The organism is Gaetbulibacter sp. NE (assembly GCF_025548475.1).
In the GTDB taxonomy this organism is placed as follows: Bacteria; Bacteroidota; Bacteroidia; order Flavobacteriales; family Flavobacteriaceae; genus Gaetbulibacter_B; species Gaetbulibacter_B jejuensis.
Genome location: NZ_JAOQHY010000009.1, coordinates 110,854 through 132,665 on the forward strand (window position 1 = coordinate 110,854; position 21,812 = coordinate 132,665).

The 21,812-nt window shown below is 33.1% G+C and carries 22 protein-coding genes and 2 tRNA genes; 9 read left to right on the top strand and 15 right to left on the bottom strand.

The annotated features are described in order from the left end of the window. Positions 1–47: 47 nt before the first annotated feature. Both galE and OD803_RS11535 read right to left on the bottom strand, forming a co-directional pair. The gene (gene galE, locus OD803_RS11530; protein WP_262733517.1) at positions 48–1,067 is read right to left on the bottom strand and encodes a UDP-glucose 4-epimerase GalE; all 1,020 of its coding nucleotides are present in this window, start codon (positions 1,065–1,067) and stop codon (positions 48–50) included. Continuing rightward, positions 1,067–2,203 carry a DegT/DnrJ/EryC1/StrS family aminotransferase gene (locus OD803_RS11535; protein ID WP_134200795.1) on the bottom strand — a complete coding sequence of 379 codons (1,137 nt, stop codon included), beginning with the start codon at positions 2,201–2,203 and terminating at the stop codon, positions 1,067–1,069. The genes galE and OD803_RS11535 overlap by 1 nt, the downstream gene beginning before the upstream one ends. A gap of 128 nt (positions 2,204–2,331) precedes the next feature. On the opposite strand from OD803_RS11535, the gene OD803_RS11540 reads away from it, so the two are divergent. Together OD803_RS11540 and OD803_RS11545 are read left to right on the top strand one after the other, a co-directional pair. Then, positions 2,332–3,567 (top strand): 3-deoxy-D-manno-octulosonic acid transferase, encoded by a 1,236-nt coding sequence (locus OD803_RS11540; RefSeq protein ID WP_262733518.1) that lies wholly within the window; start codon positions 2,332–2,334, stop codon positions 3,565–3,567. A gap of 119 nt (positions 3,568–3,686) precedes the next feature. Then, positions 3,687–3,992, top strand: a complete 306-nt coding sequence (locus tag OD803_RS11545) for a hypothetical protein (RefSeq protein WP_129761150.1) — start codon at positions 3,687–3,689, stop codon at positions 3,990–3,992. Between the two features lie 92 nt (positions 3,993–4,084). Here the strand turns inward: OD803_RS11545 and gloA2 are convergent, their stop codons facing one another. The 7 genes from gloA2 to OD803_RS11580 all read right to left on the bottom strand — a co-directional run bounded on the left by gloA2 (position 4,085) and on the right by OD803_RS11580 (position 9,470). Beyond that, the gene (gloA2, locus tag OD803_RS11550; protein WP_131508870.1) at positions 4,085–4,471 is read right to left on the bottom strand and encodes an SMU1112c/YaeR family gloxylase I-like metalloprotein; all 387 of its coding nucleotides are present in this window, start codon (positions 4,469–4,471) and stop codon (positions 4,085–4,087) included. Then, a complete protein-coding gene (locus OD803_RS11555) occupies positions 4,471–5,436 on the bottom strand; it encodes a TIGR03571 family LLM class oxidoreductase (RefSeq protein WP_131508869.1) in 966 nt (321 codons plus the stop codon). Before OD803_RS11555 ends, gloA2 begins: the two co-directional genes overlap by 1 nt. 58 nt (positions 5,437–5,494) lie before the next feature. Next, positions 5,495–6,433, bottom strand: a complete 939-nt coding sequence (locus OD803_RS11560) for an aldo/keto reductase (RefSeq protein WP_131508868.1) — start codon at positions 6,431–6,433, stop codon at positions 5,495–5,497. 4 nt (positions 6,434–6,437) lie between these two features. Next, on the bottom strand, positions 6,438–7,643 hold the full coding sequence (locus tag OD803_RS11565) for an MFS transporter (protein ID WP_262733519.1): 1,206 nt from the start codon (positions 7,641–7,643) through the stop codon (positions 6,438–6,440). 1 nt (position 7,644) lies between these two features. Further along, positions 7,645–8,397: a type 1 glutamine amidotransferase domain-containing protein gene (locus tag OD803_RS11570; protein WP_262733520.1), complete on the bottom strand. Its 753-nt coding sequence runs from the start codon at positions 8,395–8,397 to the stop codon at positions 7,645–7,647. A 124-nt stretch (positions 8,398–8,521) separates the two neighbouring features. Then, entirely contained in the window at positions 8,522–9,094 is a 573-nt protein-coding gene (locus tag OD803_RS11575) for a Crp/Fnr family transcriptional regulator (RefSeq protein WP_262733521.1), read from the bottom strand. Between the two features lie 16 nt (positions 9,095–9,110). Next, positions 9,111–9,470, bottom strand: coding sequence for a winged helix-turn-helix transcriptional regulator (locus tag OD803_RS11580; RefSeq protein WP_262733522.1), 360 nt, complete (start codon positions 9,468–9,470; stop codon positions 9,111–9,113). 105 nt (positions 9,471–9,575) lie between these two features. Here OD803_RS11580 and OD803_RS11585 point away from each other — a divergent pair, with 105 nt between their 5' ends. Genes OD803_RS11585 through OD803_RS11595 form a run of 3 tightly spaced genes read left to right on the top strand, consistent with a single transcriptional unit; the run spans position 9,576 to position 11,380 of the window. Then, positions 9,576–10,169 (top strand): NAD(P)H-dependent oxidoreductase, encoded by a 594-nt coding sequence (locus tag OD803_RS11585; protein ID WP_262733523.1) that lies wholly within the window; start codon positions 9,576–9,578, stop codon positions 10,167–10,169. A 50-nt stretch (positions 10,170–10,219) separates the two neighbouring features. Then, positions 10,220–10,738: a peroxiredoxin-like family protein gene (locus OD803_RS11590; protein ID WP_262733524.1), complete on the top strand. Its 519-nt coding sequence runs from the start codon at positions 10,220–10,222 to the stop codon at positions 10,736–10,738. Positions 10,739–10,747: 9 nt separating this feature from the next. Further along, positions 10,748–11,380: a transglutaminase-like domain-containing protein gene (locus OD803_RS11595; protein WP_262733525.1), complete on the top strand. Its 633-nt coding sequence runs from the start codon at positions 10,748–10,750 to the stop codon at positions 11,378–11,380. Positions 11,381–11,438: 58 nt separating this feature from the next. Here the strand turns inward: OD803_RS11595 and OD803_RS11600 are convergent. The 3 genes from OD803_RS11600 to mutS form a co-directional block, all read right to left on the bottom strand. Further along, positions 11,439–11,522, bottom strand: a tRNA-Leu gene (locus tag OD803_RS11600). 23 nt (positions 11,523–11,545) lie between these two features. Beyond that, positions 11,546–11,617 (bottom strand) — tRNA-Gly (locus OD803_RS11605). A 102-nt stretch (positions 11,618–11,719) separates the two neighbouring features. Next, a complete protein-coding gene (mutS, locus tag OD803_RS11610) occupies positions 11,720–14,332 on the bottom strand; it encodes a DNA mismatch repair protein MutS (protein ID WP_262733526.1) in 2,613 nt (870 codons plus the stop codon). A 299-nt stretch (positions 14,333–14,631) separates the two neighbouring features. On the opposite strand from mutS, the gene OD803_RS11615 reads away from it, so the two are divergent. Then, the gene (locus OD803_RS11615) at positions 14,632–15,168 is read left to right on the top strand and encodes an RNA methyltransferase (RefSeq protein WP_262733527.1); all 537 of its coding nucleotides are present in this window, start codon (positions 14,632–14,634) and stop codon (positions 15,166–15,168) included. A 102-nt stretch (positions 15,169–15,270) separates the two neighbouring features. On the opposite strand, the gene OD803_RS11620 is transcribed toward OD803_RS11615, so the two are convergent. Together OD803_RS11620 and folK are read right to left on the bottom strand one after the other, a co-directional pair. Continuing rightward, entirely contained in the window at positions 15,271–15,750 is a 480-nt protein-coding gene (locus OD803_RS11620; protein WP_262733528.1) for a GyrI-like domain-containing protein, read from the bottom strand. Continuing rightward, entirely contained in the window at positions 15,740–16,873 is a 1,134-nt protein-coding gene (gene folK / locus OD803_RS11625) for a 2-amino-4-hydroxy-6-hydroxymethyldihydropteridine diphosphokinase (protein ID WP_129761155.1), read from the bottom strand. The genes OD803_RS11620 and folK overlap by 11 nt, the downstream gene beginning before the upstream one ends. 72 nt (positions 16,874–16,945) lie before the next feature. On the opposite strand from folK, the gene OD803_RS11630 reads away from it, so the two are divergent. The 3 genes from OD803_RS11630 to rpsU all read left to right on the top strand — a co-directional run bounded on the left by OD803_RS11630 (position 16,946) and on the right by rpsU (position 20,968). Beyond that, a complete protein-coding gene (locus OD803_RS11630) occupies positions 16,946–17,650 on the top strand; it encodes a queuosine precursor transporter (protein WP_262733529.1) in 705 nt (234 codons plus the stop codon). A 217-nt stretch (positions 17,651–17,867) separates the two neighbouring features. Then, the gene (locus OD803_RS11635) at positions 17,868–20,516 is read left to right on the top strand and encodes an AsmA-like C-terminal region-containing protein (protein ID WP_262733530.1); all 2,649 of its coding nucleotides are present in this window, start codon (positions 17,868–17,870) and stop codon (positions 20,514–20,516) included. Between the two features lie 257 nt (positions 20,517–20,773). Further along, complete coding sequence (rpsU, locus tag OD803_RS11640; RefSeq protein WP_129761159.1) at positions 20,774–20,968, top strand: 30S ribosomal protein S21; 195 nt, start codon at positions 20,774–20,776, stop codon at positions 20,966–20,968. A gap of 11 nt (positions 20,969–20,979) precedes the next feature. On the opposite strand, the gene OD803_RS11645 is transcribed toward rpsU, so the two are convergent. Further along, complete coding sequence (locus tag OD803_RS11645; protein WP_129761160.1) at positions 20,980–21,771, bottom strand: DUF2797 domain-containing protein; 792 nt, start codon at positions 21,769–21,771, stop codon at positions 20,980–20,982. Between the last annotated feature and the right edge of the window lie 41 nt (positions 21,772–21,812).

Here is a 21,812-nt window from a genome sequence, read left to right on the forward strand (position 1 = left end):
CACTGACTTAGTTACTGTTAAATCTTACAGCAATAACAACACACGTATTACAGGTTTCTTATCTTTTTTTCCCAATTCCATGCAGAACGCATAGCATCGTCTAAAGTTAGTTCAGCTTTCCAACCCAATTCATTATTAGACTTTGACGTGTCAGCATAAGCTTTTGTAATATCACCTGCACGCCTTGGAGCAATCTTGTAATTAAGCTTTTCTCCAGACACCTTTTCAAAAGACTTAATAACTTCTAGCACTGAACTGCCTTTACCTGTTCCTATGTTAAAGACTTCGTAGTTAGAAGCATTGGTTTTATCAATTAAGCGTTGCAACGCAATAACATGAGCTTTTGCCAAATCAACCACATGAATATAGTCTCGTATACAGGTACCATCAGGCGTTGGATAGTCATCTCCAAATACCGAAAGTTGCTCTCTAAGTCCAGCAGCTGTTTGAGTAATAAAAGGCACTAAATTTTGAGGAACACCAAGAGGTAATTCTCCTATTTTAGCACTCTCGTGCGCTCCAACTGGATTAAAATATCGCAAGGAAATTGCATTAAGACCATCATTAACCTTACAGGTATCTTTAATAATCTCCTCTCCTATTTGCTTTGTGTTTCCGTAAGGAGATTCAGCTGGTTTTACTGGTGCATTTTCAAGTATTGGCATAGTATCAGCTTGTCCGTATACTGTACATGAAGAACTAAAAATAAAGTTAGATGCTTGTAAACCTAAAACCGACTTAAGCATGTAAATAAGCGTATTTAAGTTGTTTTCATAATACAACAGAGGTTTCTCAACACTTTCGCCTACCGCTTTACTTGCTGCAAAATGAATTACACCTACAATATCTTTGTGAGCATTAAAAAATGTTTCAACTTTTAATTTATCTTTTAAATCTAGTTTTTCAAAGATTGGTGTTTTACCTGTAATTGCTGTAATGCCTTCAAGCACATCTATTGAGGAATTTGAAAGATCATCAATTATTACGACTTCAAAACCTTTGTTTTGTAATTCAACGACAGTATGTGAGCCTATAAATCCTAGTCCTCCTGTAACTAATACTTTCATTAATTGTTGTTTATGAAATTTATAACTGTATTTGTAATAAAGCTTATTTGTTCATCATCAAGCTCGGTGTGCATTGGTAACGAAATCACTTCTTTCACCAATTGATTGGTAACTTTAAAATCGGCTTCATTATATCTAGAATCCTTATACGCTTTTTGTAAATGCAACGGAATTGGATAATACACACCACATGGAATTCCGTTTTCATTCAAATGTTTAACCAAAGCGTCTCTATCAGTATCTAAAACTCTCAATGTATATTGATGAAACACGTGATTATCTTCTGCTCCATCTCTATGAGGAGTAACAATTTTTTCTTGACCTTCAAATGCTTTGTCATAAGCATTAGCTGCCTTTATTCTTGCAGAATTATATGTATCTAAGTTTGGTAGTTTAGCATTTAAAACTGCAGCTTGAACAGAGTCTAAACGCGAGTTAACACCTACAACATCATGATGGTAACGCTCATACATACCATGATTTACAATTCCTCTAATAGTATGCGCTAAATCATCATCATTAGTGAAAATTGCACCTCCATCTCCATAACACCCTAAATTTTTAGATGGAAAAAATGAAGTTGAAGCCACATGACCTATTGTACCAACCTTGGCTTTTTTACCATTACTGTAAGTATAAGTTGCACCAATAGCTTGAGCATTATCTTCTATTACATAAAGGTTATGTTCTTGAGCAATTTCCATAATCGCTTCCATATTTGCACATTGTCCAAACAAATGCACAGGAACAATAGCTTTGGTTTTAGGAGTAATCGCTTTTTTAATAGCTTCAATATCGATATTAAAATTTTTCTCATCAACATCTACCAAAACAGGTGTCAACTGCAATAACGCAATAACCTCAACTGTTGCCGCAAATGTAAAATCAGCTGTTATAACCTCATCTCCTGGTTGTAATCCTAATCCCATCATTGCAATTTGCAAAGCATCTGTTCCATTAGCACAAGGAATTACATGTTTTACGCCTAAATAATTTTCTAAATTACTTTGAAACTCATGAACCTTTGGCCCATTAATATATGCTGTAGAATCTAAAACTTCTAATATAGATTGATCTACTGTAGTTTTAATTTTTTCATATTGACCCTTAAGGTCAACCATTTGTATTTTTTTCATTCGAAATTTGTAATGAGTTGTAGAAAGTGTCAAAAAAACATTTGACGAGTAGCGAATTTACAAAATTCAATAACGACAGCCAATGAATTTAGTGTAAAGTAATGTATTTTAGCAAAAACATAATTTACGTGGGAATATTATACAATCTTGGTATTTATTTTTTAGGTTTTATATTACAAATTGTAGCTTTATTTAATGAAAAAATAAGGCTAGGTGTTAAAGGTCGAAATGAAACATTTAAAAAACTAAACCAACACCTTAAAAAAGAAGACAATACACTTTGGTTTCATTGTGCTTCGTTAGGTGAATTTGAACAAGGCTTACCAGTTTTTAAAGAACTAAGAACACTTTACCCCAACCATAAAATCGTATTATCTTTTTTTTCTCCTTCAGGTTATGAAATAAGAAAAAACACCGACGTTGCTGATCTTGTTGTGTACTTACCTTTAGACACAAAAAGTAATGCAAAACGGTTTATAAATTTAATAAAACCTGAACTGACCATTTTTGTAAAATACGACATTTGGCCGAATATGTTGAATGCTCTAAACAAACGTAAATTAAGAGCTATTTTAATTTCGGCTACATTTAGAAAAAACCAATCTTACTTTAAGTTTTATGGTTCAAAAACTAAAAAGGCTTTACATACATTTGAACACATTTTTGTTCAAAATAAAAGTTCAAAAACTCTAGCAAACACTCTTGGTTTAAAAAATGTAACCGTTGCAGGTGATACTCGCTTTGATCGTGTTAGCAATCAACTTAATCAAGATAACACTTTAGACTTTATATCAAACTTTAAACAAGACAAACTCTGCGTAGTTATTGGCAGCTCATGGCCAGAAGATGAAGAGTTACTCATTAAGTTCATAAATAACAATCAAAACCTCGATGTTAAATATATTATTGCACCTCATAATATCAAAGCTGCTCAAATTCAAAGTATTACTAAAAAACTAAATGTTGAAACCGTTTTATTCTCACAAAAAGAGGGCAAATTACTTTCTAACTATTCAGTATTTGTGATAGACACTATCGGACTATTAAGTAAAATTTATGCTTATGCTAATATTGCTTATGTTGGAGGTGCAATGGGCAACACTGGCCTTCATAACATTTTAGAACCTGCGGTTTTTGGTGTCCCAATAATCATTGGAAGTAACTATAAAAATTTCCCAGAAGCATATGAAATGATTGACAATGGAGGGTTGATTTCTATCAAAAATTTCAATGAATTAGAAGATAAATTACAGTTGCTAATAGAAAATAAAGACAAAAGACTACAACAAGGCACACTAAATTTCAACTTTATTAAAAAAAATAAAGGTGCTGTAATCCAAATAATCAATTACATACGTAAATAGACTAATATTTTGAATAATCTTAATAAAAATGTTAATATTTGTTAAAATTTTTCATTGATTATTCATTATAAGTTATTAATTTCGTGTAACATATTTAACACTTAAAACTATTTTAAACAATGAAAAAATTATTATTACTTGTTTTGGCACTTGGATTGTCATTCACAGCATGTAGAGAAACAAAAGAGAAAGCAGATGAAGCTGGAGATGCAATAGAAAACGCAGCTGAAGCTACAGGTGACGCAGTTGAAGAAGCTGTTGAAGAGGCTGGAGAAGCTATGGACGATGCAGCTGATGCAACAGAAGAAGCTATTGATGATGCTGTTGACGCAGTAGAAGAAGCAGCTGATTCAGTTAAAGAAGGTGCTAAAGACGCTGTAAACGATGCAGCAGACAAAGCAAAAGAAGCAGTTAAAGGACACTAATTCTTTTAATGTCTTTAAAAATAAAAGCCTTACATTTCTGTAAGGCTTTTTTTTATTTCTCATTATTTTAAGAACTACTATCAATATAAAATTTACAACTCATATAATTCAATAGGTAGATTGTCTGGATCATTAAAAAATGTAAATTTCTTATTGGTAAATGGATCTATTCTAACACCTTCATGCGTAATTTTTTTTGAATCTAAGTATTGTAAACTTTCTTCTAAATTATTTACACTAAAAGCAATATGTCGTAAACCTGCCGCTTCTGGTTGCGATACGCGTTTTGGCGGATTAGGAAACGAAAACAACTCTATTATATATTGATTATTTAATGCTAAATCTAACTTGTAAGAATCTCGGTCTTTACGATAAACTTCATTTTTTATGCTAAAACCAAGAATGTCTGTATAAAATGCTTTTGACATTTCGTAATTTGAACAGATTATGGCAATATGATGAACGGACTGTAACTGCATTATGAATTGAAATTTGGTAAAACAATATCGGAAATTTTACCTATTGCTTCATCTAAAGGTGTGTCTGATTTTCGTAAATGTAATGCCATATGGTTTACACCTGCCTCTTCGTAAGCTTTTAATAATTCGGTTAAATGATTAATACCAATTGCACCACCAAAACGATGTGGTTTAAAAGTCGCATTATCATCTTGTAACAGATTTAAATGAAATGCCGAAATATATGGCTTGCAAGCCTGATCTGTATCGTATAACGCTTCACACCATCGTTTACGATTTAAATAGGTTTCTTCTGGTGTTCTTGGATAATTAAACCAACCATTAGCATTTTTGGCTATCCACTCGAGACTTTGTCCAGAATGTCCTGCAACAACTAGCGGAATCTGATGTTTTGGCTTTGGGTACACAGCAACACCTTTATTTAAAAAAGGATATATGGTAGATAAATCGCTGTTGGTTTTCCAAGCCTCTTGCATAATATTAAGATGATCTCTAAACAATTTTGGTCGCTCTTGATAATCTATGCCATACATAGGAAACTCAATAGGTCTATCACCCAAACCTAAACCTAAAATAAGCCTGCTATCACTTAGATGTTCTATAGTAGCAGTTGCTTTTGCTAGTTTTATTGGTTGATGTAATGGTGAAACTATTGCTGCTGTACCTAACAACACATTTTTAGTTGCGGCAGATAAATATCCTAAATAACTTAAGGTGTCAAATAACTGTGCGCCATCACCAAAATTAGGATCGTAAACAGGTACTTCTCTAATCCAAACTGCAGCAAAACCAGCCTTATCAATTTGTTTAACGTACTGTAAATGCTTGCTTATATCTGGCACACCAAATGGTCTACCGTCTTCTTTTCTTTTTTTATCGCCTTCTAAAGACCAATCGTTATCTAAAGGAAACTCAATACCAAGCGTCATTTTACCTGGTGTATATAGTTTATCAAAATTTTTCATAGCAATTTTTTCAATTCAATAACATCAGGTAACTATACAGCTACCTGATGTTGTTTTGTTAAGCATTCCAGATACTGTCTGCGGTATACGGACCGTTTTCAACTTCCCAAAATGTACCATCTATAAAACGATGATGTTTATCTAAAGCTTCAATACGTTTCATATCGTCTTCTTTCAATTCAAAATGAATGGTATCAAAATTTTCTTGAAGACGTTTTGGGTTAACCGATTTTGGTATTACCGAAACACCACGTTGTATATCCCAAGCTAGAAGTACTTGAGCTGCTGTCATGTTATTAGCGGTTGCGATGTCGTTAATAGTCTTGTTTTTCAACAGATTTAAATCGTCATCTTCATTTGCACCAGAACCAATTGGCGCATAAGCCGTCATGTGAATGCGATGTGCTTTAGCGAATTCTAACAGTTTGTTTTGTTGTAAAAACGGATGCACTTCTACCTGAAGCATTTCTGGTAAATGTTTAGCATGATCAATAATGTCTGTTAAATCATTTTGGTTGAAATTACTCATCCCAATATGCTTAGTTAAACCTTGCTCTAAAGCATCTTCCATACCTTTCCAAGTGTCTGTAAGCGGTTTGTCTTCAAGCGGAATAAATTCTTCTACCGTTTTAGGAAACTCAACACCTTTTTTAAAGGCAACTGGCCAATGGATTAGGTATAAATCTAAATACTCTAACTGTAAATCGTTTAAGGTGTTTTGTAACGCAGGAATAACGTTTTCTCTTCCATGAGAATCGCTCCATAATTTTGAAGTAATCCATAGGTCTTCACGTGTAACAATACCTTCTTTAATGGCATCTGCGATAGCGTTTCCTACTTCTTTTTCGTTACCATATACTGATGCACAATCAATATGTCGGTAACCTATTTTAATAGCTTCGTATACCGACGTGTACACCTCATTAGGTTCTGATCTAAAGGTTCCAAGACCTAGAATTGGCATTTCGTCGTTATTTCTAAATTGTAAAGTTTTCATTGTTTTAAAGTTTTTCTTTTTTGTATAAAATTAAAGTGATTAAAAAGCCAACTATTACTAATATACTACCTACCCAAGGTGTTGCGCCAACACCAAGTGAAGATTCGACAATAAGTCCACCAACATAAGCGCCAATTGCAATACCTACATTAAAGGCTGCAATATTTAAAGCAGATGAAACATCTTCAGTTCCTGGTAAATATTTTTCAGACATTTTTACCACATACAATTGTAATGCTGGCACGTTAGAAAAGGCTAATATGCCCATAAAAAATAGTGTAACAACCGACCATATTTGGCTAGATGCTGTAAAATAAAGTATAAATAATATTATAGCTTGTAAGGCAAACATCACCATTAAGGCTTTTCCTGGTTTTTTGTTAGATACTTTACCGCCAATTACATTTCCTAACGCTATTGCGATACCGTAAACCAGTAATAAAACACTCGTCATATTTGCTGAAAAACCAGTAACTTCTTCTAATAATGGTGCTAAATAAGTAAAGGTTACAAAAGTACCACCATAGCCTAAAGCTGTGATAGCAAGCACCAGTAAAATAGAACGGTTTTTAAGTACTTTTAACTGATCTACAATACGAAGTGGTTTTGATGTTTTAATCGACGCTGGTACCAAAACGTAACTTGCTACAGCACCAATAATTCCTAAGATAGCGACACCTATAAAGGTGGCACGCCATCCAAAATTTTGCCCTATATAGGTTCCTAATGGTACACCAGTAACAATTGCTACAGTTAAACCTGCAAACATTATAGAAATGGCAGAAGCACGTTTATCTTCTGGTACTAAACTAGCTGCAATTGTTGAGCCTATTGAAAAAAACACACCATGCGCAAAACCAGTTAATATTCTAGCTAAAATTAGTAAGATAAAACTTGGTGCAATAGCTGCTAATCCGTTACCAATTATAAACAATAGCATTATTGCAATTAGTAGTCGTTTTCTTGCGATCTGGCTTGTTAAAGCGGTTAATACTGGCGCACCAATTGCAACACCAACTGCGTACAGACTGACTAGTAAACCTGCAGAGGATATTGAGGTATTTAAATCGTTTGCTACTGTTGACAATAAGCCAACAATAACAAACTCTGTCGTACCAATACCAAATGCACTTATGGTTAATGCCCATAATGCAGCTGGTAGGCTTTTACGTTTAGATTTGGTTTTTAGAGCTGCTGTTTGCGTTTCCATTTTAGTGTTTATCCTCTAAAAGTTCTACAATTTTTTCTGCTGCTAATTTTGCAGAAGCAGGATTTTGACCTGTTACTAAACGCTCATCTACGCTTACTTTTTCTTGCCACATAGCTGCTTTATCTACAGTTGCACCACGTTCAATAAGTTTGTCTTCTAATAAAAATGGTACCACATTCTCTAATTTTACATTAGCTTCTTCTTCATTTGTAAATACACTTACCGTTTTACCTTCAACTAAATAATTACCATTAGATAATTTAATATTTACTAAAGCCGAAGGACCATGACAAACAGCTGCTACAACACCATCATTTTCGTAAATTTTTGCAGCAATTTTCGCTAGCTTTTTATTGTTTGGAAAATCCCACATTGTACCATGTCCACCTGCATAATAAATGGCATCGTAATCTTTAGCGTTTACTTTTGAAACTTTTAATGTATTTTGAAGTTTATTCTGAAATGTTGAATCATTCCAATATTTATTATTCACTTCATCTTTAAGATCAAAACCATCTACTGGTGGATTGCCGCCTTCTGGACTTACTAAGGTAATTTCATAATTATTAGCTTCAAAAACCTCGTAAGCATGAGTAACTTCACTTAAATAATAACCGGTGTCCTTACCTGTGTCACCTAATTCTTGATGACTAGAAAGCACCATTAATACACTTGGTTTGTCTTGTTTTGATTGTGCTATTAAGGCAATGCTAAAAAGCAAAGCGATTGCTGAGAAATAAAATCTTGTTTTCATTGTTTTGTTTTTTGGTTTAAAATTCTAGTACAAAATTCAATGAAAAGCACTACTTGTGCGAGGATGTATGTCACGATTTTAAAGTGATGTATCGCAACAAAAAAATGTGATGTATATCACTTTTTTAACCTTTAAAGCGGCTTAAGGTTTCTCTAGATACACCTAAATAGGCTGCTATCAGTTTTTTAGGTACTCGCTGTACTAATTTTGGAAGTTTAAATAATAAAGCGTCGTAACGCTCTTCGGCAGTTTGTGTTAATAAAGACAGGATACGTTGCTGCAAACCAATAAATCCGTAATTAGATTTTATTCGGAAGAAATTTGCCATAGCCGGAATTTCTTCACAAATGGTTTCACGACTTTCTAAAGACAAACAGAAAAACTCAGAATCTTCTATACAATCTACAAAAATTGTAGCAGGTATTTGATGCTGAAATGCGTAGTAGTCGCTAACCCAATAATCTTCCATTGCAAACTGAAGAATGTGCTCACTGCCTTTTTCATCTACAGCATAAGATTTTATAAGTCCGTTGATAATCCAAAATTCGCAATCTACAGGTTGTCCTGTTTGAATTAAAAACTGATGCTTTTTAAGTTTTTTATGTTCAAAATGAGGTGCAATAAAACTCCACTCTTCATCTGTAAGTGTTATAATTTCTTCAAAGTGTTGCCTTAAGAGTTGGTATTTGTCTTGCATGCTTCAAAAATAGAAATTATAAAGTTACAATTCTGCATGCCTCAAACTCTATTTCATCATAGCTGTCTTGAGTCCATTGGCTCAAACTTTTAAGAATTGGCAATAAAGCTTCGCCTTTTTCAGATAAAGAATATTCTACACGTGGTGGTATTTCGGCATATTTTTTTCTAATAATAATCCCATCTTCTTCAAGCTCTCGTAATTGTTCTGTCAATACTTTTTTTGATATGGTAGGTGTAAACATTAACAACTTACCAAAGCGTAAACTTCCGTTAGCTAATAAGTAAATTAAAATCGGTTTCCACTTATTTCCAATAACGTTCATTGCATGAACTAAAGAACATACATTTGGATTATCAATGACCTTTCTTCCCATTAGTTACCGTTTTGTAACCACTTTTTAATGTGGTTTATTTTATATTGGTTTCAAAAATAAACTACTATTAGTTTCTTTGCAATACTAATTTAAAATTTTATAAAAATGAAAAATATTTTAATTATTAATGGTCATCAATATTATCCCTTTGCAGAAGGAAAATTAAATCAATCTTTTGTTGAAAAGCTATCAGCTCAATTAAAAGAGGCTAACTTAAACATAAAAACTACCGTAACTCAAAATGAATACAATGTAGATGAGGAAGTAGAAAAATTTCTTTGGGCAGATGTAGTATTTTTACAAACACCTTTAAACTGGATGGGTATTACGTGGTCGTTTAAAAAATATATGGATGATGTATTTACTGCAGGTATGATGGGAAAACTATCGCAAGGTGATGGTCGTACTTCTGAAGCACCAAAAAAGAATTATGGTTTAGGTGGTTTGTTAAAAGGCAAATATATGATGTCTGTAACTGCTAATGCGCCTAAAGAGGCATTTAACAATCCTGACGAAGCTTTTTTTGCTGGTAAAAGTGAAGACGACTTATTATTGCCAATGCACCTTAACTTTAAATGGTTTGGTTTAGAGCCTTTAAAAACATTTTTTGCTTACGATGTGATGAAAAATCCAGACACTGAAAACGACTTTGCAAGATTTGAAAAGCATATTAATGAAGAGTTACTTCAAAAACTATAATCCATTAAGAGTTTTCACGTTTAATAAATCATAACTAATACATATATAAAATGAATAGACCAACACCAAAGCACACAGCACCAAATTTAACTTTTCCAGTATTAGATGGTAACGAATGGCAGATTAACAATCAGCAACTAGAAAATTTCACTTTAGTGGTTTTTTATAGAGGTATACATTGCTCATTGTGCAAAAAATATTTACAACAATTAGAAGAGTTATTACCAGAATTTAAAGAAAGAGGCGTTAACGTTATTGCTGTAAGTATGGATTCTGAGTCTAGAGCACGCTTATCACGTCAAAAATGGGAACTATCAGAATTACAATTAGGTTATAACTTAGATTTAGAAACTGCTAAAAACTGGGGATTATATTTAAGTAAAGCTGTAAAAGATGGTGAACCAGACACATTTAGTGAACCAGGATTATTTTTAATAGATAATAAAAATCAAGTCTATTATTCTGCTATAAATAGTAATCCTTGGGGAAGACCTTATTTACCGTCATTTGTAAAGGCTGTAGATTATATTGTGTCTTCAGGTTATCCTGCAAGAGGCGAAATGTTATAAATTTGTAATATGAATTACACCGAAAAAACATATTACTACGATTACGACAGTCCTGTCATAAAAAAAATTATAAAAGACGTAGAACATTTAACTTCTCAGCAAGATATTATTGAACAATTGTATCTAAAGGTTAGAGATGGTTGGCGTTATTTACCTTTTAATATTGGTTTAACAAAAGCGCATTTTAAAGCCAGTAATATTGCAAAAAAACCAGATGGACATTGCATTGACAAAGCCATTTTATACATTGCTTGTTTACGTGCCTTCAATATTCCTGCAAGGTTGCATTTAGCTAAAGTATCTAACCACATTGCTACAGAGCGCTTAGAAAAAGTGATTGGCACTAACGAGCTGGCACCTCATGGTTTGGTAGATGTATTTTATAATGGTAAATGGGTTAAATGTTCGCCTGCGTTTAATAAAGAACTGTGTGCTATTTATAATGTAGATGTTTTAGATTTTAATGGTACCGAAGATGCAGTGTTGCAAGAATACAATAAAGACGACCATAAATTTATGACCTACATTGAAGATTATGGTCATTTTGAAGATGTGCCATTAGAATTTATAAAGGACACATTTAAATCAAATTATCCTAGTCTTTATGAAAGATTTAAAGATCAGGATCATATTACAGTTTAAAAGAAGAACTGTTTTTTTAAAATACAAAAAGCCTTACATTTCTGTAAGGCTTTTTTTGTACTGAAGGCGGGACTTGAACCCGCACGACCTAATGGTCATTGGATTTTAAGTCCAACGTGTCTACCAATTCCACCACTTCAGCATGGTATTTTTTTCAAGGTTTAGAGCGAAAGACGGGATTTGAACCCGCGACCCTCACCTTGGCAAGGTGATGCTCTACCCCTGAGCTACTTTCGCAATATAGCAATTATTTAAAAGAACGTTTGTTATAATTGCGAGGGCAAATTTAAAACTTTTCTCAGAAACTCAAAGCCTTTTTGCAAAAAAAAAGAAACTTTTTTATGCGCGCTTCTTTTTCAGCAACATACGTTTTATCTCATTTAGTTTCATAAGTGCCTCAACAGGTGTTAAGGTATCAATATCAGTATTGACAATTTCTTCTTTAATCTGCTCTAAAAGAGGATCATCTAAATTAAAAAAGCTTAACTGCATTTCGTTATCCAACGATTTCACCTTATCAGTTAACTCTTCACTAGAATGCGATTTTTCTAGTTGTTTTAATATTTTATTTGCTCTATGAATGACTTGCTGAGGCATTCCTGCCATTTTTGCAACGTGTATTCCAAAACTATGTTCGCTACCTCCTTCAACTAGTTTTCTTAAAAACAATACATTATCTTTCAACTCTTTTACCGAAACATTAAAATTCTTAATACGTTCAAAAGTTTCGGTCATTTCATTAAGCTCGTGATAGTGGGTTGCAAATAATGTTTTTGCCTTACTAGGATGTTCATGCAAATACTCACTTATTGCCCATGCAATTGAAATACCATCGTAAGTACTGGTTCCTCTACCTATTTCATCTAATAATACCAAACTACGTTCAGAAATATTATTTAAGATAGAAGCCGTCTCGTTCATTTCTACCATAAAAGTAGATTCTCCCATAGAGATATTATCACTTGCTCCTACTCGTGTAAATATTTTATCAACCAATCCTATGTTTGCTGATTCAGCTGGTACAAAACTTCCTATTTGAGCAAGTAAAACAATTAAAGCTGTTTGCCTTAATATAGCTGATTTACCTGACATGTTTGGTCCTGTAATCATAATGATTTGTTGAGCTTCTCTATCTAAAAACACATCATTAGCAATGTAAGGCTCTCCATGAGGCAATTGTTTTTCAATAACAGGATGCCTACCATTTTTTATATCTAAAGCAAAAGTATCATCTATTTGAGGCTGAACGTAATTGTTTTCTGATGCTAACTGCGCAAAACCAGACAAACAATCTAACTGAGCGATTAAAGCTGCGTTTTTTTGAACTGGTTGAATAAACAACCCTATCCAACTTACTAATTCGGCGAACAATTGTTGCTCTATTGCTAAAATGCGTTCTTCAGCACCTAATATTTTGGCTTCATATTCTTTAAGCTCTTCGGTAATGTAACGTTCAGCACTTACTAAAGTTTGTTTACGTATCCAATCTTGGGGAACTTTGTCTTTATGCGTATTTCTAACCTCAATGTAATAGCCAAATACATTGTTTGATGCTATTTTTAAAGAGGTAATTCCTGTGCGTTCACTTTCGCGCTCAAGCATATTATCGAGATATTCTTTCCCAGATGTGGATAAACCTCTAAGTTCTTTTAATTCTGAAGAAAAATCTGAAGAAATCGTATTTCCTTTTAAAATATTTACAGGAGCATCTTCATTAAGCGTTGACTTTATACGTTGCCTCAACTCTTCACAGGCTTCCAATTGATTTCCTATATATTGCAATGCCTTATTTTCAGCTTGCATTGTTACTGCTTTTATAGGCACAATGGCTTCAAGTGCATTTTTAAGCTGCACTACTTCTCTAGGTGAAATTTTAGTGGTTGCTACTTTAGATATCAATCGCTCCACATCGCCTATTTGTTTTACATACGACTGTATTTTGGCAAGTATAGCAGGTTCTTTTAAAAAGTAGTTTACTACTTCGTGTCGTTGCCTTATTTTATCAATATTCACCAATGGCAACGCTAACCAACGCTTTAACAAACGTCCTCCCATTGGAGAAATAGTTTTATCAATAACATCCACTAAAGTTACAGCCTGAGCATTGGTTGACTGATATAGCTCTAGATTTTTTATGGTAAATCGATCCATCCACACATGTTCGTTTTGCGTTATGCGCTGAATGGATGTTATATGCTGCAATTTACGATGCTGAGTTTCTCCTAAATAATGAAGTACAGCTCCTGAAGCAACAATACCTTCAAACAAATCTTGTACCCCAAAACCTTTTAATGATTTGGTTTCAAAATGCTTTAACAGTGTTTCATTGGCATAATCGTCTTGAAAGACCCAATCTTCTAAATAAAACGTATGAAAATTATCACCAAAAACTGTTTTAAACTCTTGACGTTTTGGCTTAGCGACCAACACTTCGCTAGGTTTAAAATTTTGAAGTAGTTTATCTACATACTCTGTATTGCCTTGAGAAATTAAAAACTCACCTGTTGACACATCTAAAAACGATACACCAATACTATTTCGACCAAAACATACAGCAGCCAAAAAGTTATTGGTCTTGGAGTGTAAAATATCATCATTTAGAGCTACTCCAGGAGTTACAAGTTCAGTAACACCACGTTTTACAATAGTTTTGGTTTGTTTTGGATCTTCCAGCTGGTCGCAAATAGCAACACGCTCTCCAGCCTTAACCAGTTTTGGCAAATAAGTATTCATGGAGTGATGCGGAAAACCAGCTAATTCTATTTCGCTTTCACTACCTGCACCTCGTTTGGTTAAGATAATGTCTAGAATTTTTGCAGCCTTAACAGCGTCTTCTCCAAAAGTTTCATAAAAATCACCAACTCTAAACAACAGCAACGCATCAGGATATTTTGCCTTTATAGCGTTGTATTGTTTCATCAAAGGCGTTTCTTTTTTAGCTTTTTTTGCCAATGGTAAAATGGTTTTTAAATGTTATTTTTGTTCGTGTAATTCTTGATACATTTTGAATTACATTCAAAACACTCGAATTGACGTTCTTTTAATTTTATGTCAGTTTGAGTGATTTTCAAAACATTGAAAATTGTATCGAAAACACCTAAAATTAAAGGATTGCTAATGTACTTATATTTTAAGGGTTTTTAAAACCTTGTAACTATAAGTTATTTACAATTATAGCGAGATTTTAACAAGGCTAAGTGTAACTAAATAGAAGGTTTTTTGCTTACGCGGAAACAAAACATAAATTTTTGATGCGAAAACTAAAAAATAGCGAACTAGACAGACTAAGTGTAGACGAATTTAAAGACAGTAAAAAAACACCTATCATTATTGTGTTAGACAACATACGAAGCTTAAACAATATTGGCTCGGTATTTAGAACTAGTGACGCATTTTTAATTGAAAAAATATATCTCTGTGGTATTACAGCAACTCCACCACATAAAGACATCCATAAAACCGCTTTAGGGAGTACAAATACTGTACAATGGGAGTATGTTAAAGACACGCTTTCACTTATAGAAAAACTGCAATCTGAAGGTGTAAAAGTTTGTGCTATTGAACAAGCTGAACATGCCACTATGCTTAACACCTTTCAACCTGAAACTAACACTACTTACGCTTTGGTTTTTGGCAACGAAGTAAAAGGTGTTGCTCAAAATGTGGTTAGCAAAAGTGATGTTGTTATTGAAATTCCTCAATATGGCACCAAACACTCTTTAAACATTTCGGTAAGTTGTGGTGTTGTGGTTTGGGATGTGTTTTCAAAGCTTAAGGAGCCCATCTAAATCTTCCCAAGAGGAAGACTTTTTTGTCATCCTGAACTTGATTCAGGATCTTATTAATTTTGGACTTCCGCATCAAGAAGTACGAAATGACAAGCTGTTAGTTTATTTTATAGGAATCCATACTTCTTCTTCATTTTCAACATTCATAGGATTATAACTTGCTGGCAATTTTTCAAAATGCGGTCTGTAGTCCAACTCGTAATTATGCTTTGGCAACCAATCGTTTAGTACAAACTGCCATACTTTAGGGAAATTTGCCCATGTTCCCTTGTAGTTAATTACTAAATAATCACCTCCTTTTAAAACTAACGTTTCCATACCATTTGGTACATTGTTAACATTAGCTACTTCAACTGCAAACCATTTATCAAAAGTAGCTTGAGGTGTTATTACTTTTAAATCTTGCTGTTTATAATCCTGTATCGAAAACGTATGTTCTCCTATCCTATTTAAAACTTCGTTCTTTCTAGGCATAAATGTTCTAGCTAGCTTACTCATTTCCGTAGACATACTTTGAAATGTTACCGAAGCTTTCATACCAATAACCAAAACATCTTTTGCTGTTATAACCTTACAATCCATTAGAAATCTGCTCTAAAACCCATAAATAATCTTCTCTACTGCTCACAAAATCCTTATCTGAAATATCAATAATCTTTACGTTGAGCTCAGTTTGGTTTTTTAAAAACTCTAAATATCCAGCATTAATTTTTTCGAGATAGTCGTTATCTATATTCTGCTCATAATCTCTACCTCTCTTTTTTATGTTTTCTTGTAAGCGTTGTGTGTTTTGATACAAATACACATACAATTCAGGTTTTGCAATGTCCTTATACATTAAGTAGAACAACTTTCGGTAGAGTTTAAATTCGTCTTCAGGTAATGTGATTTTTGAAAAAATCAACGATTTATAAATATCATAATCGCTAACTATAAAATCTTTAAAGAGATCTAGCTGAGAAAGATCGTCACTTATTTGTTGGTATCGATCTGCTAAAAAAGACATTTCCAAAGTAAAGGCATAGCGTTGCGCATCTTCGTAAAACTTTGGTAAAAACGGATTATCAGCAAAACGCTCTAAAATAAGTTTAGCATTGAAATCTTGAGCTATTTGAGTAGACAAACTGGTTTTTCCTGCTCCAATATTTCCTTCAATAGCAATATAGTTGTAACCTGACAACTTGTATTGCTTTATTGGGTTTTTCAACCAAATATTTATGGTTTCAATAGCACTTTTATCGTCACAGTCTTGCAGTAATTCGGTAATACTTTTTTGATAAACAGGATGTTGGTATTTTGGCGCAATATCAAATAAAGGCTGCAACACAAACTTACGTTTATGCAGCTCTTTATGAGGTACAACAAGGTCTTTACTTTCAATTATTTCGTCATTAAAAAACAAGACATCCAAATCGATAGTTCGTGCTTCGTATCCAGAATTTTCAGTACGCTGACGTCCTAATTGTGTTTCAATTTGCAACAATTGCTGTAACACATCTTGAGCTTCAAGAGGCGTTTCAATAAGCAAACATGTGTTTAAAAAGTCGTCGCTTTCAAAGCCTAAAGCAGGTGTATTGTACACTTTTGAAATAATATTCACCTTTCCTATTTGCTTAAAAATAAGATCTACAGCATCTTGCAGATGTTTTAATCTATCTCCTTTATTGCTCCCTAATGCGATGTAAACTTTGTTGGTATTGCTCATAACAGGCTTCAAAATAAGTAAAAGAAATTTTAATAGTTTATATTTACTAAACCTATTTATTCACAATTTAAAATGACGTTAAAAGACAAACTTGCTTCACAACGAATTTACCTGCTCCTAGCTGCTTTGTTTATAACCTCCTTGGTGGTTTCTAATTTAATTTTTCAGAAGTTTTTTTATTGGTATCCTGTAGATGTTTCGGTTTTTGGAACAAAGCTTTTTGAAATTTCGGTTGGTATTTTACCCTATCCTATTACGTTTTTAATTACTGACCTTATCAGTGAAATCTATGGTAAAAAGAGAGCTAACCAAGTTGTAGTTACTGGTATTTTTGCTTCGGTATTTTCGTTATTAATAATTTTTGCCGCCAACTCTGTTCCTGCTACTTTTTGGTCTTATGTTGACGATGCATTATTCTCAAAAGTATTCGGGAATTCTGCCATTGCTGTCTGCGCTAGTATGATGGCATATCTATTTGCTCAGTTTATCGATATTCAAATTTATCATTTCTGGAAACGCCTTACTAAAGGCAGACACTTATGGTTAAGAAACAATTTTTCTACTTGGTTTTCTCAATTTGTCGATACTTTTACAGTATTAATGCTTCTTTGTTCGTTTGATATTATTCCTTGGGAAAACTTCAAAGGCTTATTGGTTGCTGGCTTTTTGTTTAAAGTACTCGTCGCTTTATTTGACACTCCATTTTTATACCTTGGCGTGTACTTGTTTAAAAGAAGGTTTAAGCTTAAAACCAATGAAGAACTTCAACTGCTCTAAAAATGTTAAAGTTTATTTAACCTTTTGACTTATTAAGTTTACGCGTGTCTAACTTAAAGATTGTTAAATTTGCTTTGCATCAACCAATCTGCTATTTTATACGTATATACTTACACAAACCAACTTATGACATGTCCAGTTTTTAAAGATTACAAATTATCAATAATAACCGTTGAGGCATTGCATATAACCAACAACAAACACTAAAAATCATCTAATGAAAAAAGCATTAAAAATATTAGGTATAGTAATTCTTATAGTATTTCTTCTCCTGTTAGCCATTCCGTTTGCGTTTCAATCCCAAATAAAGGATATGGTGAAAAACTTTATCAACCAAAACTTAAATGCTCATGTTGAGTTTAGCGATGTTAGCTTGAGTTTGATAAGGAGTTTCCCGCAAGCTCATGTAAATGTTGATGATTTGGTGATTACCAATTTTGAACCGTTTAAAGACGAAACCTTTGCAACTGCAAAAAATATTTCGTTTACCATGTCAGTAAAAGAACTTTTCAAAAAAGCCGATGAAGACCCAATTGTGGTTAATTCTATAACTGTCGATGAAGCTTTATTGACATTAAAAACCGATAAATTTGGAAACACAAACTACGATTTAGCCAAAAAAGACGACACAACAAATAACACTGACTCTTCAACTGAAAGCTCTAGTTTTTCTTTTGACATTGAAGATTATAGCATTAACAGTAGTGCATTAACTTATTTAGATGAAGGTGCCAATACCGAAATTTATATTACTGAACTTAACCATAGCGGAAAAGGAACATTTTCGGCTGAAACTTCTGAATTAGACACTAAAACCGAAGCCAATGTGAGTTTAAGTATGGATAGCACAAAATACTTAAATAATAACCACATAAAGTTAGATGCCTTAATTGGCTTAGACCTCAACAACCAAAAGTATACATTTAAGGACAACAAAGGTTACATTAACCTGTTGCCACTTGAGTTTAAAGGGTATGTTCAGATGGTAGACGATGGTCAAGAAATTGATATTACTTTTGAAAATCCGCAATCGTCATTCAAGGATTTCTTAGCAGTAATACCTGAAACCTATTCCAAAAACATTGATGATGTAGAAACCTCTGGAGATTTTAAAGTTTCTGGTGTTATTAAAGGTTTGGTTTCAGAAACCACTATACCAACATTAGATATTAGCATTTTATCTAACAATGCATCGTTTAAGTATCCTGATTTACCAAAACGTGTTGAAAACATTACCATTGACACAGCTATAAAAAACACAACAGGAAATGTTGATGATACTTTTGTAGCTATAAACACCTTGAATTTTAAAATAGACCAAGACGTGTTTAAATCTTCAGCAACTATAAAAAACATTACAAAAAACATGTTGGTAAATGCTAATCTTGATGGAACCTTAAACCTGAACAACATCACTAAAGCATACCCAATTGAGTTAGAAAATGAGTTAAGTGGTATTTTAAAAGGAAACCTAAATACTGCTTTTGATATGGAAGCGATTGAAAAAAACCAATACGAACGCATAAAAAACAACGGTTCGGTAACGGTTTCTGATTTTATATTTTCTTCAGAAGATATTGTAAACCCAATTCATATTTCAAAAGCCGATGTTACTTTTAACCCAGGAACTGTAAGCCTTAATAGTTTTAATGCAAAAACTGGAGAAAGCGACCTAAATGCTACAGGAACTATTAAAAACCTTATTGGATTTTTACTAAGCGACAAAAAACTACAAGGAAACTTTAATGTAAATTCTAACTATTTTGCAGTTAGTGATTTTATGGTTGCTAGTTCTGAAACAGAAGACACCAATAAAACTACTCCAGCCTCAGAATCATTAAAAATACCTGACTTTTTAGATTGCACCATAAACGCTAATGCTAAAACTGTAGTTTATGATAATTTAAACCTTAAAGATGTAAAAGGTGCTTTGGTGATAAAAGACCAAGAAGCAAAACTGCAAAACCTAACCTCATCTATTTTTGATGGTATTTTGGCAGTAACTGGAAACGTTTCTACCAAAGCTGATATACCAACTTTTAATCTTAGTTTAGGTGCAGATAGCTTTGACATTTCAAAATCATTTAAAGATTTACACTTGCTGCAAAACTTAGCTCCAATTGCAAAAGCACTGCAAGGAAAACTTAATACTACTATTAATTTAGCTGGTAGTCTTGACAACGAGTTTTCGCCAAAATTAAGTTCTATTTCAGGCGATGCTTTTGCAGAGTTACTAACCACTAAAATAGACCCAAAAGAAGGCGAATTATTAAGTAAGCTAGAAGGCGCTTTAAACTTTGTAGACTTCAGCAAACTTAACCTTAATGACATTAAAGCGCAGTTAAAATTTGAAAATGGTAATGTCACTGTAAAACCATTTAAACTATCCTATCAAGATATAGATATTGAGGTTTCTGGTTCGCATAGTTTTGAAAAAACCATGTCGTATAACGCAGTGTTTAATGTACCTGCAAAATATTTAGGAAGTGATGTAAACAGACTTATTGGAAAAATAAACGACAACGACGTTAACAAAATCACTATTCCTGTTACCGCAAATATTACTGGTTCTTATACAAGTCCAAAAGTTTCTACCGATTTAACAAGTGGTGTTTCTAATCTTACAAAACAACTTATTGAGATTGAAAAGCAAAAATTACTTAATTCTGGAAAAGATAAAGTGAATGACTTACTTGGAAATCTTTTAGGTGGTGATAAAAATACCACTAACGAAACAACAAAAGACTCAACAGCTACTAAAACAGACACTACCACTACAAAAGACCCTGTTAAAGAAGGTGTTAAAAGCCTTTTAAATGGACTAATAAAAAACCGAAAGAAAACCGACAGTACCAAACAGCAGTAGGATATATTTTAAGAAAGTTGTCAATTCGAGTATGCCTACATTTACTGTAGGCATGTATCGAGAATAAGACTTGAATTAAAAGAAAAGCAGTTCTCGATACAATTTTTTCTTCCTTACGTTAGAAAAAACCACTCGAACTGACGTTTGTTGATTACAAGGTTTTAGAATATTTTTTAATTTTTATTGAAAGAAACAAGTATTTTCTTGCGTAACTCAATAAAAAAGTTAAGTTGTAGGTTCACATTTAAACACAAAGAATGATAAAAATTGTACTAAAAGAAGGAGAAAGTATAGAGCGTGCTTTAAAACGCTACAAGCGTAAACACAGAAATGTAAAGATTATGCAAAACCTAAGAGATGGTCAATTCTTTACAAAGCCTTCTGTAAAACGCAGACGCGAAATTCAAAAAGCCTCTTACATTCAGCATTTAAGAGATCAAGAAGAATATTAGTAGATACTAGCTTAAACGCTAATACCTACAAATAACCCTTCATTACTTCTTATATTGAAAACGGTTTGGTCTTCAAAAATAAGATACTGTCCTTTTATACCCTTTAAAGTTCCTGTATAGCTTTTAGCTTTTAAAAGATTTAAGCTCTTTGGCTTTTCAGGGTATTTAATTACAGGAAAATCTAAATTGGTTTCAGTATTACTTTCGATGAAATAATCTTTGGCTTCATCTGGAATGTATTGTTTTAATCGCTCACGCCATTCTACTAAGTTTTCATCAACTATTTCGTTTTTCAACATGGTTCGCCAATTGGTTTTATCACTTACATGGTCCTTTAAAGCGACTTCGGTAATACCTGCTAAATAACGATTAGGCACTTCAACAATTTCAATAGCTTCATGAGCGCCTTGGTCAATCCATCGTGTTGGCACTTGCGATTTTCTAGTAACTCCTACCTTTACATTACTTGAGTTTGCCAAATACACTATATGTGGTTGCAATTGCACTTTTTTCTCATACTCCAAGTCTCTATCTTCTTTATCTAAATGTGCAGTGCTTAATTCTGGTCGCATAATCCAATCCGCAGCCTGTGGAATATCAAAAAAGCAGCTTTTACAAAACCCTTGTCTATAAATAGGTTTATCTAAACCACAATTTAAACATTGGTATTTTATAAATTGAATGGTAATAGTTTTATCCAACAACTGGTTCATATTCAAAAAGTCAGATTCAAATACCAAATAATATTGAATAGGATTGGCATATTCACTTTCCATTTTTGTTAACACACCTTGGTAGGTCATAAAAAAAAGTATTATTTTTAGTTCAATAAATATAATGCAAA